Below are 15535 nucleotides of genomic sequence, written 5' to 3'. Positions count from 1 at the left end.
ACGGGATGATTGACGGGAACTAGATCATCATAACTGGGAGGTAAAAGACTTAGCTGGTCTTGATTGTAAGTCTTAAAAACTACTTTTCTGCTCATTCTTAAATTTAAGAATTTACTAGAAATTAGAGCATAAAAAAGAGACTGCCTTTTCAGACAGCCTCTTTTTATTTCATCTTAACCTTTTATGGAAAAAGGGGAGGGCTTATAAAGTTGCGTTTCTCCAAGTCCAAGTAGAAATATCAACTTGAGTACCTGTGTTGTAAGCATCGGTAGTTGTAGCCGCGTTACCGTCAATAATAACGTTTGCTAATGGACCATCGTCAGCCATATCAATATTAGTATCGTAACCGCTTAAATAAAGGTTGTTGATAGTAGCTCCAGATTGTTTCTTGAACTGTAGCGCTTTACCTCCAACTGCAGAGATGGCAGTAACGTTTGTAAATAATGGGTTACCGTTGTCCTTGTCAGCTTCAAAAGCAGTTGAGAATCCAGCAACAGTATGAGAAATGTAAGTGTTGGTTACAGAACCGTTCCATCCCTCAGTCCAATCGATAGCGTCATCACTGGTGTTTTCTACATAAATGTTAGTTACAGAAGCAGAGCCACCAAAGAACTCGATACCATCGTCATCGCCATCGTACACGGCAATGTTTTCAATAATGGTTTTGGATCCTACGGCATAAAGAGAAATACCGTTATATTGAGACTCTGAGTTAATTTGAGCACCAGTACCTTTAATAACTAAGTTTTTAATGATTCCTGAGTCGTCGTCATCTTGAGTTCCACCGTAAATGAAACCACCTATTTCGGCAGTAGCATTAACACCGGCAGTAGTGGTAGCGTTACCACAAATGGTTAATCCGCCCCAATCACCAGGCTCACCGTTAGGAGAAGAGATTACAACAGGATTGTTAGGCTCTCCATTTATTTCAATTTTACCACCTTGTAATACGGCAAGGTAAACACCTGTACCACCAGCTCTAGCTGTAATTTTTGTTCCGGCAGGGATGATTAATTTAGCGCCAGACTGAACAATGTAAGATGAGTTAAGGCTGTAGTTAATAGAAGCATCTAAAGTTACAGTACCAGTAACAGCACCTTGTAAAACGTTGCTTTCTAAAGATACATCAGTATCTACCCAGTCAAAATCAGAAAGGTTAACAGTAGGAACAACTGTAGTGTTTAATGCGAAAGTTAATTTGCTTTCGTCAACATCAGCAGTGTTTTCGTCGTCTTCTTGCATGGCAACAGGAACGTAGTTGTCTGCGAAAACAACATTTGAAAGGTCACCAGCATCAGCCATATCTAAATCAATATCGTATCCACTTAAAGATAAGTTTGTAATGGTTGCACCAGATTGCTTTTTAAATTGTAAAGCTTTACCTCCTACAGTAGACACCGCAGTAATGTTGATGAATTTTGGGTTGCCGTTGTCTTTATCACCTTCAAAAGCAGTAGAGAAACCGGCAACAGTATGTGAAATGTAAGCGTTGGTTACAGTACCGCTCCAGCCTTCTGTCCAGTCGATAGAATCATCACTGTTGTTTTCTAAGTATAAGTTTGAAACTGATACTGTACCACCAAAGAATTCAACACCATCATCGTCACCATTAATTACAGCGATGTTTTCTACGGTAGTGTTAGAACCTACGGCGTAGAAAGAAATACCGTTGTACTGAGACTCAGAGTTGATTTGAGCACCAGTGCCAGCAATTTGTAAGTGACGGATAGAACCAGAGCTATCGCCATCTTCAGTACCACCATATTTAAAACCACCAACTTCAGCTTCGGCATCAACACCTGCAGTAGTTGTAGCTTTACCGCAAATAGTTAAACCCCCCCAATCTCCAGGCTCTCCGTCTGCAGAAGACATGATTACAGGGTTTCCGGCATTACCGTTAATATTAATAGTACCACCTCTTAAAACAGCAATGTAAACATCAGTTCCACCATCTTCGGCAAGAATTTTAGTTCCAGCAGGAATGTTTAATGTAGCATCTTCATCTACAATAAATTGACCAGTTAAGTTGTAAGTAACCGAAGCATCTAAAGAAACAGTAGTTTTTAAAGTACCTTTTAAAATTCCGGCTTCTAGGTTTTTAACCACGTCTGTTTGTTCTGGACCTATTGGGGCCGGGTCGTCAGAATCACAACTTGTTAAAGTTAAAGCGGCAAAAATAAATGATGCGCTAAATAGTTTTACGATTAAGTTTTTCATTTTTAAATTATTAATTTTTGTTTTGTTTTTGAATTGTATTTCAAGTGCAAAGAAAGCCACTAAGCGTTTTAATATCTTTAACTCAATATTAAACATGGGTTATGATTGCGCCTTGTAAAACGGGCTTTTGTTAACTAAACGTTACTAAAACGAGTACTTTAAACTTAAGCTTAATAAACTTCCTTTTTTGTAAGACAGAACCGTTTCGTTGGTTTCAATTCCTGTGCTTAGGTTTCTTACCAATTGCGTTTGTTTAATTTCAGGGTTTAATAAGTTACGCCCGGTAAATTTCAATTCTAATTTGTCGGTAATTTGTTTGCTGGCAACGAAATCTAGTGTCACAAAACCTTTTTCTATAATTTGGTCGTTGTACAATTGGGCGCTGTTGGCGAAATCTTCAGGAGACCCCAATGCAAATATTTTATCTGATGAATAGTTTCCGGTTACCGTAGCGATAAACTCTTTTTCGGTTTGGCTGTTATAGCTTAATGAACTGTTTATAATCAAATCGGAAGCACCTTGTAAATCCGTTTCAGTTACGCCTTTGTACTGGTAGTTTTCCAATAAATCTTGGTTGAACCACATATTGGTAATGTTGGCGTTGAAGTTTAAAATGGCAACCTCATCGTCATTTGTTATCAAATCCAAACGGGTTTCCAATTCTACACCGTACACATTGGCTTCTTCGCCCGTGTTAGCATATTGAAAAATACCAGACGATCCTCTTGTTTGTGCTAAGTTAATCGGGTTTTTAATGTTTTTGAAAAAGGCTGTAGCCGAAATCAATTCACCTTGGCTTGGGAAGAATTCCCATTTCGCATCGATATTTAAAACATCCGATTTTTCCAAATCAGGGTTTCCTTTGGTAACACGTCCGGTTGGCGATACATATTCAAAAGGCGAAACCTCCTTAAATTCAGGAAGGGTTTGTGTTAAACTTGAAGCCAAACGGAAGAAATGTTTTTCGTTAAGCTCGTACTTAAAGTTGGCACTTGGGTAAACCTCGGTATACTCTCTTTGTGTAGAACCAACTCTTGCGGTTCCAGTTTCAGAGTCGATGTAATTTGCTACATCCCAAAGTACATTAATTTCGTCTCTTTCGAAACGCACCCCAACGTTACCAGAAAGTTTTTTGTTAAGTCCGAAATCTAAATTGGCATAAGCGGCCATAATATTGATGTCGGCATCGTAACGGTCTGGTGCAGGCTCTCTTAAGGCAAGGCCGTCATCGAAGTTTTCGGGAGTAAAAGTTAATGTAAACTCATCAACACTTGGTACTTGAAAACCACGGGCACGCACACCAATAAATTGTGAACTGAAAACACGGTCTTTTTGACGGAAATCGGCACCCACATGCAATTTAAAAGGTGTTGTGTTGGCGTCTTCATCAAACGCACCTAAACTAAAGGCGTCTTCTACAAATGCATTGTATTCAATATCTTCAATTTTTTGACTCGACTTACGTTGCTGGAAATCACCAACGTGGGCATATTGAACGAAAGGCATACCTGTGTCGATAATGGTTTGATTGTCAGGATCAGTTTCAGGAGTAAAAATATTGGCTTCGTTACGGATTCTGTTAGGCTCTTGTGCCAAAACATAGTTGTAACCAGCCGCCCAATTAAGTTCGTTTTTCTCGCTGATATTGTGAGAACCTTCAATTTGGTTTACTAATAGGATAGTTTGCTTGAAGTTTTGGTCGCGAACAAAGGCTTGTTCTTCTTTAGGGTCTTGGTCAAATACGTAACCTTCGCCATTTCTACCTTGCTCGTAAACGTTGTCTTCACTCTTGTTTACTGAAAGACTGCTGATTTTTAAATTGTTATTGTCATTTAATTTAAGGGCCAGGTTTACGTAGCCGGTAGTGTTCGTTCTCGATTGAGATTGCTCTACGTCTGTAAACTTGTTATCCAAAACGTTAGAACGGAAGCTTCTAAAAACACCTTCTTGGTAATCGTAGTTTTGACGGTGCGATCCCGCAACAAAAACTTTTAATTGTTTCCCTAATACATCAAACTTGGTGCCCCCCGATAACGAAATGCTATAATTTCCGGTGTTCTTTTGGTCAACAGGATCCCAAGATTGTCTGGTGATTAAATCGGTTAAAGCATATTGCTTTTTGTGGAAACCTAAAGTAACATCGTCGGTAATAATACTTCTTTTAAAATTATTGATACCGATAGTATTGGTGTTGTATCCAGAAGATACACCTATGGAAAATTCCTTTTTTGCATAGGATTTTGAAGTGATATCCACATTACCAGAACCTTGGTCGGCATAACTTGATGTTGAATACGTTTTGCTTATACCAACGTTTTCAATGATATTGGTTGAAAACAGGTTCAGGTTGATGTTTTTGTTGTTAACGTCATCCGATGGAATAGGCAGGCCATTCATGGTGGTAGAAAGGTAACGGTCGCCCAATCCTCTAATATAAATGTCTCCAGAACCTTCACTTTTGGTTACACCCGAAATTTTTGAAGTTGCACTAGAAGCATCAGAAACACCAATTTTAGAAAGGCGCTCGGCACCAATACTTTCTTTGATCACCACCGCTTTTTTCTGCTCCAACAATAGGGCAGTTTCACTTTCACGTTTGGTAGTTGTGGTAATCACTACCTCGTCCAACGAAGCGGCACTCGCACCCATGGGTACATTCACTTCGGTTACTTTCCCGGCCACCACGGTAACAGGTAACTCTTGGGTTTGGTAACCTACAAAACTAAATATTAAGGTATAATTGCCAGCATCTAAATTTTCAAGGGCGTACAATCCGTCAAAATCAGAAGTAGTTCCTTTTGTGGTGCCTTTTATCAATACGTTGGCAAAGGCCAAAGGTTCGTTGTTATACTCTTTGTCGGTGAGTTTACCAACCACAGAACCAGTGTTTTGTCCATAAAAAATAGAGGCTGTTATTAGCGCTAAAAATAGGGTGAATTTTTTCATATTTCTTAGTTTTTATCTTGTGCAAAGAACGAAACGCTATGTGAACGGGGTGTTACCTACGGGTTAAACAATGGTAATAGAAGCGTTATTTAAACGTTATGTGTAACTGGGTTTTTAAAGGGAGTAGTTACATTAATTTAACATTGAAAATGATGTGTTTTCATTTTTGAATTTTATAAGAGGGGCGAGATTTGAAATAGCCTTCCTCAAAAAATCAAAAGAGATGAATTGGGGGTTGAAATCTAAGATTGAAGTAAGGGGTTTTATTGTGGAATTTAGCTGTGGCTTAAACTATAGTTCACAAAAACGGATAGTTTTTAGGAGAAAATAACTCTAACTGGTATCTAGGTCTGGAAAATAAAGAGTGCTTTGTCTGTCGGAAAGTAGGAGGGTTACTGATCCGAAGTGTTTTTTGAACTCTGCCCAGCGTTCGCCATGGCCATTGCTAAAGCGATATCGTCCATTGAAACGCTGCTGGCTTCTAAGGTCAATTTTAACTCTACAGGGTTAAGTCCGTTAACGTGAACGTCGATTTCTTGGGATTCGTAACCTACAAAGCTGCAAACCAAAGTATAATCGCCGGCTTTCAAGTTTTCAATAACAAACATGCCGGTTTGGTCGGTGTTGGCTTTTACCTCGGTATCTTTAATACTGATGTCGGCCAAAACCAAAGGCGCATTTTTAACCTCATTGTCTAAAACCTTTCCAACAATAAGCCCAGTGTTTTGGCTAAAGGAAAGTGTGCTGAAAAGTGTAGCGGCAATGACAATTAAATGCTTCATATTTGTTGATGTGTAAATACAGTGCAAAATAAACGAAACATCATGAGTCCAATGTTATCTAAATATTAAGCAACGATGATTAAAATGTTATCGTAATGTTAACTCGTGTGGGGCAAAAAAACGAAAGTAAAGCCATAGGTTAATAAGATCTTTTTTATCTTGCCTTGCTTTAAAAACGAACAATGAACTGGGAACAACTACTATCCTTAAAACGCTTTGGCGATACCAATAAAAGACTAAGAAAAGAACAGGACGAAACCCGACTGGGCTTCGAAGTGGATTACGATCGTATTATTTTTTCTTCGGAATTTAGGAGCCTTCAGGATAAAACCCAGGTGATTCCGTTGTCGCAAACCGATTTTGTGCATACCCGTTTAACCCACAGTTTGGAAGTAAGTGTTGTGGGGCGTTCGTTGGGAAGAAAAGTGGGGGTGAAGATTTTGGAAAAACATCCGCATTTGCAAAGTGTTCACGGCTACCAGGCCAACGATTTTGGGGCTATTGTTGCCACGGCGGCATTGGCGCACGATATTGGTAATCCACCGTTCGGGCATTCGGGCGAAAAGGCCATCGGTGAATTTTTTAAAACGGGCGAAGGAAAACAATACCAATCCCAACTTACCGATAAACAATACCAAGACCTTTGCGATTTTGAAGGCAATGCCAACGGCTTTAAAATATTGACCCAAAACCGCCCCGGACGAAAAGGCGGTTTGCGCATGAGCTACGCCACGTTGGGCGCCTTTACCAAATACCCAAAAGAATCGTTGCCCAAAAAGCCCACAACCCATATTGCCGATAAAAAATATGGGTTTTTCCAAAGCGATAAAGATGCTTTTGTGGATGTAGCTAATGAATTGGGCTTGATAAAACGAAGTAACGACCACATTAGTTTTTCGCGCCACCCTTTGGCGTATTTGGTTGAAGCAGCCGACGATATTTGTTACACCATCATCGATTTTGAAGATGGCATCAACCTGGGGCTTATCCAAGAGGAATATGCTTTGGAATACCTTTCAAAAGTCATCCGGGAAAACATAATTGCCGAAAACTATTATGCGCTTTCTAGCCGAGAAGATCGTATTGGTTATTTGCGTGCATTGGCTATTGGCGCACTTATCAACGATGCGGTCGATATTTTTATGGACAACGAAGACGCTATTTTAAACGGAAGTTTTGACTGTGGTCTGTTGGATAAAAGTAAGTACGATGCCCAAATTAAGGACATCATAAAAATTAGCATTGAAAATGTTTACCAATCGGAAGAGGTGGTGGATAAAGAAATTGCCGGTTACCAAATTATCAACAAGTTGTTGGGCGTTTACACCGCAGCAGTAAATAACTCGTACAACGGCACGGCTTCCAACTACGATAAATTAATACTGACCCGTTTGCCCGAAACTATCAATTTTAAAAGCGACAATCTGTACCAAAGGCTACTGTCGGTGTGTCATTATGTGTCGCTGCTGTCGGATAGTAAAGCCATCCAAAACTTTAAAAAGATTGAAGGAGTAACCTTTTAAATCGGCGTGCGAAATGAAAGGTGATTATTCTACTTTTCATTAACAACGAAAAGCGGGATACCTGCATAAAACGTTAGTTTTTTTGTGACACTCTTATGGAATAATTTGTCAAGGAATGTTCTTTTAGGAATAAAAAGAGCCAGCACGTCGGTTTGGTGTTCCTTTAAAAAATAATCTACCCCATTTAAAACAGAAGTGTTTTTTACCAAATGAACATTGGAAGCATCGGCGGAAAGCCCTTTGGCTTTTAAGTTGCCGAGAGCCTGATCTTCTGAGTTGTCTACAACATGAAGGTATTCTATGGATGCACCAAACAAGTCTGCAAATTCAGAAAGAGATTTAAGAAAGGAATCATCTTTCTCTTTAAGGGAAGTTGAGTAGGTTATGGATCTAAGGTCCTTAATCTCTGTGTCATTGGGAATGGCCAACACCGGGCAGTGCGCATTCATCATAGTTTTTGTTGTAATGCTGCCTATAATTTTGTTTAGTGCGTTTCTTTCGCCTTTGGTGCCCATAATAATGAGGTCGTATTTATGGTCGCTAAATTCTATTATTTTATTTGTTGTTTCGTCTGAAGGAAATACCGCCTGGCTTCCTATGGCATTGGTGTCATATGGTTTTATAAATTCAGCCATTTTTTTCTTCATGTCTTTTTGAAACACTTTGCGGTCATTGCGGAATTGTTTTGGGTCCATGTAAAGCGCTTTACCTTTACCGGGTTCTGGGTAAACGTGTATTACATCAACTCTTGAGTCAGCTTTCTTAGCGATGCTTATGGCGTAAGCAAATGCTTTGTGGGCGGCAGGCGAAAAGTCTGTTGGAAATAGTATTTTTTTTATCATTTTTGCTTGTATTTATTTAGGGTTTGTGTTTAGAGGTCTGTCCACGGTTAATAACCTTATTGTAACTAAAATACGAAATTAATCCCCAAAGCTCAAACGGCTTTGATAGCTTTTAAATTCACAATGACCATGGTCATAAAACGAAGATTTTTTAGACTTTATTCGTTTAAATAAAGAAACTACTACTGTTGCTTTTACATATTGCTAGTATTTATGTCATAAACAGTTAAATGTTATTGTATCCTAATAGAAAAGTATTTAAAAGGATGGTGGTGTGAAAGCCTTAAGGTTCGCATGAATGATTTGGGCCAATTGCTTTTTAAATAAAAAAGCAGGATACAACAAAACAAATTTGGTTGAAATTTTTTTAAAAAACTAAGGGTGTGCCTCTTAAAATCAAGACAAAGCTTAAAGTTGTATAACCAACTTATTGAAAACAGATACTTTCTAAGAGTAATGTAAAGTTCTCGGTTTTCTTATTGGCCAACAAAAAGCCAAGTTCTTCAATAGCTTCACCAGAAAATTTTGGGATGCTTAAATTACGCCCTCTAAATCGGGGGAACAAGTCTTTTAATGCCATATTAATGGTTTGCCATTCACCTGTTGTTGTAAAATAAGAAACGTATGAGTGGTTGTCGTCAAGATTTGCTTTTACTCTAAACTGGTAGCGTTTGCCATCGCCTTTTATTCTTAAGACTATTTCTTGGAAACCTTGGGTGTCAATGGAATCGCCTCGGTACCGTAAGGAAGAGAATCCACCATTGTTATCTAAAGAAACCTTGCCGTAAAACATGCCCATGCCGTCTTGGTTGAGTTTAAAATGCCCAGAAGATTTACCGCCCATAACCGCATCATCAACCACTTTCCAGTGTTCTAAGTTTGAGGTTTTGTTAAATGTAAAGATGGTGTGTGCTGGCATGTTTCTACAGTTGAGGGTTGGTTTATTCTGTTTTAATCATCGTAAATTAATGATTAACAACGAATATAGTTGAAGTTTTCTGTAAAGTCAAATTAGTTGAAAACTAGCAATCAGAGCAAACTTTCAAAAAGAGCTTTTAAACTATTTGTATCCAAGCCAACAGCTTGTTGCAGTTCTGCCGTGCTGCCATGTTCAATAAACGTGTCGGGAATACCTAAAACCTTTACGGTATTATTGTAACTATGTTGGGCAGCAAATTCTAAAATGGCACTTCCAAAACCACCTTTTATGGTGTTGTCTTCAACCGTAACAATCGTGTGGTGGCTTTTAAAAATGTGATACAATAAGGTTTCATCCAGGGGTTTTACAAAACGCATATCGTAATGCGATACTTCTAAATTTTCAATGGCTTCGGTCACATTTTTGGCCATGTTGCCAATACTTAATACGGCCAATTTCTGACCTTCTTTTAAGCAGGAACCTTTCCCGATTTCAATGCTTTCAAAAGGTTGTTTCCAATTTATGGTGACGCCTATGCCGCGAGGGTAGCGAATAGCAATAGGTGCGTCCAACTCCAATTGCACGGTGTACATGATATTGCGGAGTTCTATTTCGTTTCGCGGTGCAAAAATGATGAGGTTGGGTATGCACCGCAGATAGCTCAAATCGAAAACACCGTGGTGGGTGGCGCCATCGGCACCAACCAATCCGGCACGATCTAAACAAAAAATGACTGGCAGTTTTTGCAAGGCCACGTCGTGGATAATTTGGTCGTAAGCCCGTTGTAAAAAAGTGGAGTAAATATTGCAAAACGGAATAAGCCCTTGTGTGGCCATGCCTGCCGCTAGGGTTACCGCGTGTTGTTCAGCAATGCCCACGTCGAAAGCTCGATCGGGCATGGCCTCCATCATAAATTTAAGTGAACTTCCCGTTGGCATAGCAGGGGTAATCCCCACAATTTTTGGGTTCGTTTTGGCTAACTCGACAATGGTATGCCCAAATACATCCTGATATTTTGGGGGCTGCTTCACTTTGGCCTTAGTAATTAAATCGCCCGTTTTGGCATCAAACTTTCCTGGAGCGTGGTATTTTACTTGGTCGGCTTCAGCTTGTTTCAATCCTTTGCCTTTGGTGGTAATAACGTGCAGGAATTTAGGGCCTTTTGTGTTTTTTAGGCGTTTCAGTTCTTTCAGCAGTGCCTCAAAATCGTGACCATCAATAGGTCCCGAATAATCAAAATTTAAGGCTTTTATAATATTATTCCGTTTTTGGGTGCCCTTTTTTACGTTGGTTAAGTATTGCTTTAGGGCACCTACACTGGGGTCGATACCAATAGCATTGTCGTTAAGTATTACCAAAATATTGGCATCGGTAACGCCGGCATGGTTGAGCCCTTCAAAAGCCATCCCACCAGCAATACTGGCATCGCCAATAACGGCAATATGTTGTTTTTCGGTATCGCCTTTAATTTTCGAAGCAATGGCCATACCCAAAGCTGCCGAGATAGAGGTGGAGGCATGCCCAACCCCAAAGCTATCGTATTCGCTTTCTTCGCGTTTTGGGAAACCGCTGATACCACCCAACTGCCGATTGGTGTGAAATTGGTCGCGGCGGCCAGTTAATATTTTGTGTCCGTAAGCTTGGTGGCCCACATCCCAAATCAGTTGGTCATTTGGGGTGTTAAATGTATAGTGTAATGCTATGGTAAGTTCCACCACGCCCAAACTCGCACCTAAATGGCCTTCTTTGGTGGCCACAATGTTGATGATAAATTGGCGTAATTCCTTGGCTAACTCCGGCAAGTCGTTCGTGCTTAAATCGCGGAGGTCTTCGGGTGAATGGATTTGTTGGAGTAAATTTTGCATTTGAATACAAATGTAGCAGATGAAATTGTATTTTTGATTTGAAACCAAAAGTTTATTTGAATGATAGAGCCGTTTGATGATACCTATTTTATGAAAAAAGCCTTGCAGGAAGCCGAAACGGCATTTGAAAAAGGAGAAATTCCGGTAGGGGCGGTTGTGGTAATTGATAATAGGATTATTGCCCGCGGACATAATTTAACCGAAACCCTCAACGATGTAACCGCCCACGCCGAAATGCAGGCCATCACAGCGGCAGCAAATTTTTTAGGCGGAAAATATCTTCAAAATTGCACGCTTTATGTCACTTTGGAACCTTGCCAAATGTGTGCCGGTGCTTTGTATTGGAGCCAGATTTCGAATATTGTTTATGGAGCCCGTGATATGGAACGCGGATGTATCAACCTGAAAACGAAATTGCACCCCAAAACTCAAATGAAAGGCGGTGTTTTGGAAGATGAAGCTTCTACACTTTTAAAGCGGTTTTTTATTGAAAAACGGAATTTGAATTGAAATGTCATTACGAAGGAAGCATGACTGAAGTAATCTTTAATCAACAGGTTGCTTCTCTCCGCTCGCAATGACGGTTATTAATTAATACTTACTGTCACGCTGGTTCTCACGCATTTTATCCAAATTTTCTTTGGTAAGCATATAATCTTTTAAGTTTCGGTCTTTCCAACGGTGGTAAATAAACAAGGGGAAAACCACCAAAAACAGTCCAGCGACCCCAATACCAATCAATTTTTCAGAGTAGTCAACATCGAGTGTGAAACCCAATATAATACTGGTGAAAACGGCAACAGTCAATATAATGATGAGGTATTTCATGTTTACTTAGTGAATTTTATAAGTTGGCGGCGGTAAGCGGTCAGTAATTTCGATTTTGAAATATAACCGTAATATTTTCCTTTTTTAATGACAGGTAAATTCCAAGCGCCAGTGGTTTTAAATTTTTCCATAATATCGTGCATCGAATCGGCATCATAATCAATAATTCCGGCGTCGGCATGCATCAGGCTGGCAGCGTCTACTTTGTCGTATAAACTGTTGTCGAACATCATATGGCGTATATCGTCGAGCCTAATCACGCCCAAAAATTCGTGTTCATCATTAACTACAGGAAAATGATTTCGTGACGATTTGGCCACGGCTTCGTTTAAAATCTCGCCCAATTTCATTTCGGGCGTTAGCGTTATAAAATTGGTTTCGATCACCTTGTCGATATCCAAGACCATCAGTACGTTTTGGTCTTTATCGTGCGTCATCAGTTCACCGCGTTCGGCCAGTTTCAAGGTGTAAATGGAATGCGATACATAATATTTTGTTATGGCGAACGATACGGCCGAAACAATCATTAGCGGAACAAAAAGCTCGTACCCTCCGGTAATTTCAGCAATAAGGAATATGGCGGTTAATGGAGCATGTAATACCCCAGCCATAAGGCCCGTCATCCCGATAAGGGTAAAGTTGGATTCAGACACATGAAAGCCCAGCCCAATGTGGTTTATAATTTTGGCAAAGGCGTTTCCTAAGGCGCTGCCCATAACCAAAGTTGGGATAAAAACACCACCCACGCCTCCAGCACCAAATGTGGTGGTCATGGCAATGGCTTTAAAAACTGAAATGCCTAAAAGCAGCGCAATAACAATCCAAATATTCGATAGGTCTAAATCTAAAGGTGTGGTGCCAATGGCCGCCAAGTGGTCGCCTTTTAAGAGGTTGTTCATAATGCCGTAACCTTCACCGTAAAGTGGCGGAATAAAATAAAGCATGGTGCCTATGGCAACCCCTCCAATTAATAGGCGTTTCGCCCGACTTTCAAATTGTTTAAAGAAGTTGGTGATGGCGAAAAAGACTTTTGAAAAATACACCGACGCTAAACCTGTTACCACGCTTAGCACCACGTAAAACGCAATGTCGTTCACTTGAAATTTATCGGTAAGCTGAAACCGAAGCAATATGTCTGTTCCTAAAAACATATACGAGGTGACTACTGCTGAAACCGAAGCTAAAAGTAAAGGTACTAAAGAAGTAAACGCAATATCGAGGCTAAAGACTTCAATAGCAAAAATAATGGCTGCTATCGGCGCCTTAAACATCGATGCCATAGCACCTGCCGCTGCACAACCAATAAGGAGCATTCGGGTTTTGGTATTCATGTGGAACAGGCGTGCGGCATTAGACCCCAATGCCGAACCCACGCTAACGGCAGGCCCCTGTAACCCTACCGAACCACCAAATCCAGCGGTTAACGGCGCAGTGATTAAAGCCGCATAAATATTGTACCGCGGAATAATTCCGTTTAATTTTGAAATAGCGTAAAGCGTTGAAGAAATACCGTGCCCAATATGTTTTTTAAGCCAAGTCTGTTTAATAACATAAACCAGGAATAATCCAATAATAGGAAAAACAAAGTATAATGAGTTTTGATAGTTTTTTAGGAAATCTAACTCAAAAAGCAGACGGATGTAGTGCGTAAGGTTTTTTAAGGTTACCGTACCGATTCCGGCCAAAAAACCAACAAGTATACTGAGTATGTAAATAAATTGTTGCTCTGAAAGATGTTTGTATTTCCAGATTAAAAACTTACGTAACAAACTTTTGGTTGAAACAGGCATTGTATAAAACTACTAAAAAATCCCGCTTTTCAGCAGGATTTTGTTTTATTGTTTTAAGTTAAGTTTTAAACTCAATTCATTCAGTTGCTCGTCGTCAATAGGAGCGGGAGCGTCAATCATCACATCGCGCCCGGCATTGTTTTTCGGGAAGGCAATAAAATCCCTAATGGTTTCCTGTCCGCCCAGTATAGCCACCAATCGGTCCAACCCGAAAGCTAATCCACCGTGCGGTGGAGCACCATATTGGAAGGCGTCCATTAAAAAGCCGAACTGTGCTTTGGCTTCCTCTGGTGTAAAGCCTAAATAATCGAACATCAAGGCTTGGGTTTCTTTGTCATGGATACGAATGGAGCCACCGCCAATTTCGTTACCGTTTAATACCAAATCGTAGGCATTGGCCTTAACGGCGCCGGGGTCGGTTTTAAGTAACTCGATTTGCTCTGGTTTTGGCGCTGTAAACGGGTGGTGCATGGCGTGGTAACGATTGGTCTCGTCGTCCCATTCCAATAATGGAAAATCCATTACCCATAGTGGAGCGAACTCATCGGGTTTACGCAACCCTAAACGCTCGGCCAATTCCATACGTAAAGCACTTAACTGTGTTCTTACTTTGTTTTTGTCGCCAGATAGCACACAGATTAAATCGCCGGGTTTAGCACCGGTAGCTTCAGCCCATTTAGCTAAGTCGTCCTGGTCGTAAAATTTATCGACCGAAGATTTAAAACTGCCGTCGTCATTGCATCGGCAATACACCATGCCCAATGCGCCGATTTGCGGACGCTTAACCCAATCAATCAATTTGTCGATTTCTTTTCTGGTGTAGCTATTTCCGCCCGGTACGGCAATACCAACAACCAATTCGGCAGAATTGAATACTTTAAAATCTTTATGTTGGGCAACGGCGTTCAATTCGCCAAACTCCATCCCAAAACGAATGTCTGGTTTGTCGTTACCATATAAACGCATGGCATCGTCGTAAAGCATTCTTGGGAATTTTTCAACTTCAATACCGTTAATTTCTTTTAATAAATGGCGTGTTAACCCTTCAAAAGCATTTAAAATGTCTTCTTGCTCTATAAAGGCCATTTCGCAATCTATTTGGGTGAACTCGGGCTGACGATCGGCACGTAGATCTTCATCCCTAAAACACTTCACAATCTGGAAATATTTGTCCATGCCACCCACCATAAGCAATTGCTTAAAAGTTTGTGGCGATTGGGGAAGGGCATAAAACTGGCCTTCGTTCATGCGACTAGGCACCACAAAATCGCGGGCACCTTCGGGAGTTGATTTTATTAAATATGGCGTTTCTACTTCAATAAAACCTTCTTTTGAAAGGTAATTACGTACCTCTTGGGTAACCTTATGCCTAAAAATTAAACTGTTTTTTACAGGGTTTCGGCGGATGTCCAAATAACGGTATTTCATTCGGATGTCCTCACCGCCATCGGTTTTATCTTCAATAGTAAAGGGCGGTAATTTGGCTTCATTCAAAATATTCAATTCTGAAACCAATAATTCTATGTCTCCAGTTGGAATGTTTGGGTTTTTCGAAGCGCGCTCAATAACAGTACCTTTAACCTGAACCACAAACTCGCGACCCAAGTTTTGGGCCTGTTCGATAAGTGTTTTCGAGGTGCGTTCTTCATCAAAAACCAATTGGGTAATGCCGTAACGGTCGCGCAAATCTACCCAAACGATAAAGCCTTTGTCTCTAATTTTTTGAACCCATCCGGCGAGGGTTACTTCTTTATTGATATCTGTCGATGTTAATTCACCACAATTATGACTTCGGTACATAGAAAAAATTTAGGCTGCAAATT

Annotated in this window: 11 protein-coding genes; 2 read left to right on the top strand and 9 right to left on the bottom strand. The window is 40.3% G+C overall.

Going from position 1 to position 15535, the window contains the following annotated elements:
- Positions 1 to 201 precede the first annotated feature (201 nt).
- The 3 genes from HC176_RS14705 to HC176_RS14695 form a co-directional block, all read right to left on the bottom strand.
- Positions 202 to 2217 carry a hypothetical protein gene (locus tag HC176_RS14705; RefSeq protein ID WP_167919599.1) on the bottom strand — a complete coding sequence of 672 codons (2016 nt, stop codon included), beginning with the start codon at positions 2215 to 2217 and terminating at the stop codon, positions 202 to 204.
- Positions 2218 to 2361: 144 nt separating this feature from the next.
- A complete protein-coding gene (locus HC176_RS14700) occupies positions 2362 to 5163 on the bottom strand; it encodes a TonB-dependent receptor (protein WP_167919597.1) in 2802 nt (933 codons plus the stop codon).
- A 392-nt stretch (positions 5164 to 5555) separates the two neighbouring features.
- The gene (locus tag HC176_RS14695; RefSeq protein ID WP_167919595.1) at positions 5556 to 5945 is read right to left on the bottom strand and encodes a carboxypeptidase-like regulatory domain-containing protein; all 390 of its coding nucleotides are present in this window, start codon (positions 5943 to 5945) and stop codon (positions 5556 to 5558) included.
- Between the two features lie 182 nt (positions 5946 to 6127).
- Here HC176_RS14695 and dgt point away from each other — a divergent pair, with 182 nt between their 5' ends.
- Positions 6128 to 7468, top strand: coding sequence for a dGTP triphosphohydrolase (gene dgt / locus HC176_RS14690; protein ID WP_167919593.1), 1341 nt, complete (start codon positions 6128 to 6130; stop codon positions 7466 to 7468).
- Between the two features lie 29 nt (positions 7469 to 7497).
- On the opposite strand, the gene HC176_RS14685 is transcribed toward dgt, so the two are convergent.
- The 3 genes from HC176_RS14685 to dxs all read right to left on the bottom strand — a co-directional run bounded on the left by HC176_RS14685 (position 7498) and on the right by dxs (position 11094).
- On the bottom strand, positions 7498 to 8310 hold the full coding sequence (locus HC176_RS14685) for a universal stress protein (protein WP_167919591.1): 813 nt from the start codon (positions 8308 to 8310) through the stop codon (positions 7498 to 7500).
- 427 nt (positions 8311 to 8737) lie between these two features.
- A complete protein-coding gene (locus HC176_RS14680; protein WP_167919589.1) occupies positions 8738 to 9229 on the bottom strand; it encodes a CIA30 family protein in 492 nt (163 codons plus the stop codon).
- 110 nt (positions 9230 to 9339) lie between these two features.
- Positions 9340 to 11094 (bottom strand): 1-deoxy-D-xylulose-5-phosphate synthase, encoded by a 1755-nt coding sequence (gene dxs / locus HC176_RS14675; RefSeq protein ID WP_167919587.1) that lies wholly within the window; start codon positions 11092 to 11094, stop codon positions 9340 to 9342.
- Positions 11095 to 11154: 60 nt separating this feature from the next.
- Here dxs and HC176_RS14670 point away from each other — a divergent pair, with 60 nt between their 5' ends.
- Positions 11155 to 11604, top strand: coding sequence for a nucleoside deaminase (locus tag HC176_RS14670; protein ID WP_167919585.1), 450 nt, complete (start codon positions 11155 to 11157; stop codon positions 11602 to 11604).
- Positions 11605 to 11685: 81 nt separating this feature from the next.
- Here HC176_RS14670 and HC176_RS14665 read toward each other — a convergent pair whose 3' ends face one another.
- The 3 genes from HC176_RS14665 to aspS are packed head-to-tail and all read right to left on the bottom strand — an operon-like array spanning position 11686 to position 15512.
- On the bottom strand, positions 11686 to 11922 hold the full coding sequence (locus HC176_RS14665; RefSeq protein WP_167919583.1) for a hypothetical protein: 237 nt from the start codon (positions 11920 to 11922) through the stop codon (positions 11686 to 11688).
- A gap of 2 nt (positions 11923 to 11924) precedes the next feature.
- Positions 11925 to 13712 (bottom strand): chloride channel protein, encoded by a 1788-nt coding sequence (locus HC176_RS14660; RefSeq protein ID WP_167919581.1) that lies wholly within the window; start codon positions 13710 to 13712, stop codon positions 11925 to 11927.
- 45 nt (positions 13713 to 13757) lie between these two features.
- Entirely contained in the window at positions 13758 to 15512 is a 1755-nt protein-coding gene (aspS, locus tag HC176_RS14655) for an aspartate--tRNA ligase (protein ID WP_167919579.1), read from the bottom strand.
- Positions 15513 to 15535: the final 23 nt, after the last annotated feature.

It is taken from the genome of Tamlana crocina, from assembly GCF_012037625.1.
The sequence above is the reverse complement of the archived record's forward strand: the minus strand, read 5'-3'. Positions and strand labels throughout refer to the sequence as shown.

What these genes read in the sequence shown, in the direction of transcription:
- HC176_RS14700 (WP_167919597.1), bottom strand. Translation starts at nt 5,163, where the DNA reads ATGAAAAAATTCACCCTATTTTTAGCGCTAATAACAGCCTCTATTTTT.
- HC176_RS14685 (WP_167919591.1), bottom strand. Translation starts at nt 8,310, where the DNA reads ATGATAAAAAAAATACTATTTCCAACAGACTTTTCGCCTGCCGCCCAC.
- dgt (WP_167919593.1), top strand. Translation starts at nt 6,128, where the DNA reads ATGAACTGGGAACAACTACTATCCTTAAAACGCTTTGGCGATACCAAT.
- HC176_RS14695 (WP_167919595.1), bottom strand. Translation starts at nt 5,945, where the DNA reads ATGAAGCATTTAATTGTCATTGCCGCTACACTTTTCAGCACACTTTCC.
- dxs (WP_167919587.1), bottom strand. Translation starts at nt 11,094, where the DNA reads ATGCAAAATTTACTCCAACAAATCCATTCACCCGAAGACCTCCGCGAT.
- HC176_RS14660 (WP_167919581.1), bottom strand. Translation starts at nt 13,712, where the DNA reads ATGCCTGTTTCAACCAAAAGTTTGTTACGTAAGTTTTTAATCTGGAAA.
- HC176_RS14665 (WP_167919583.1), bottom strand. Translation starts at nt 11,922, where the DNA reads ATGAAATACCTCATCATTATATTGACTGTTGCCGTTTTCACCAGTATT.
- HC176_RS14705 (WP_167919599.1), bottom strand. Translation starts at nt 2,217, where the DNA reads ATGAAAAACTTAATCGTAAAACTATTTAGCGCATCATTTATTTTTGCC.
- HC176_RS14670 (WP_167919585.1), top strand. Translation starts at nt 11,155, where the DNA reads ATGATAGAGCCGTTTGATGATACCTATTTTATGAAAAAAGCCTTGCAG.
- aspS (WP_167919579.1), bottom strand. Translation starts at nt 15,512, where the DNA reads ATGTACCGAAGTCATAATTGTGGTGAATTAACATCGACAGATATCAAT.
- HC176_RS14680 (WP_167919589.1), bottom strand. Translation starts at nt 9,229, where the DNA reads ATGCCAGCACACACCATCTTTACATTTAACAAAACCTCAAACTTAGAA.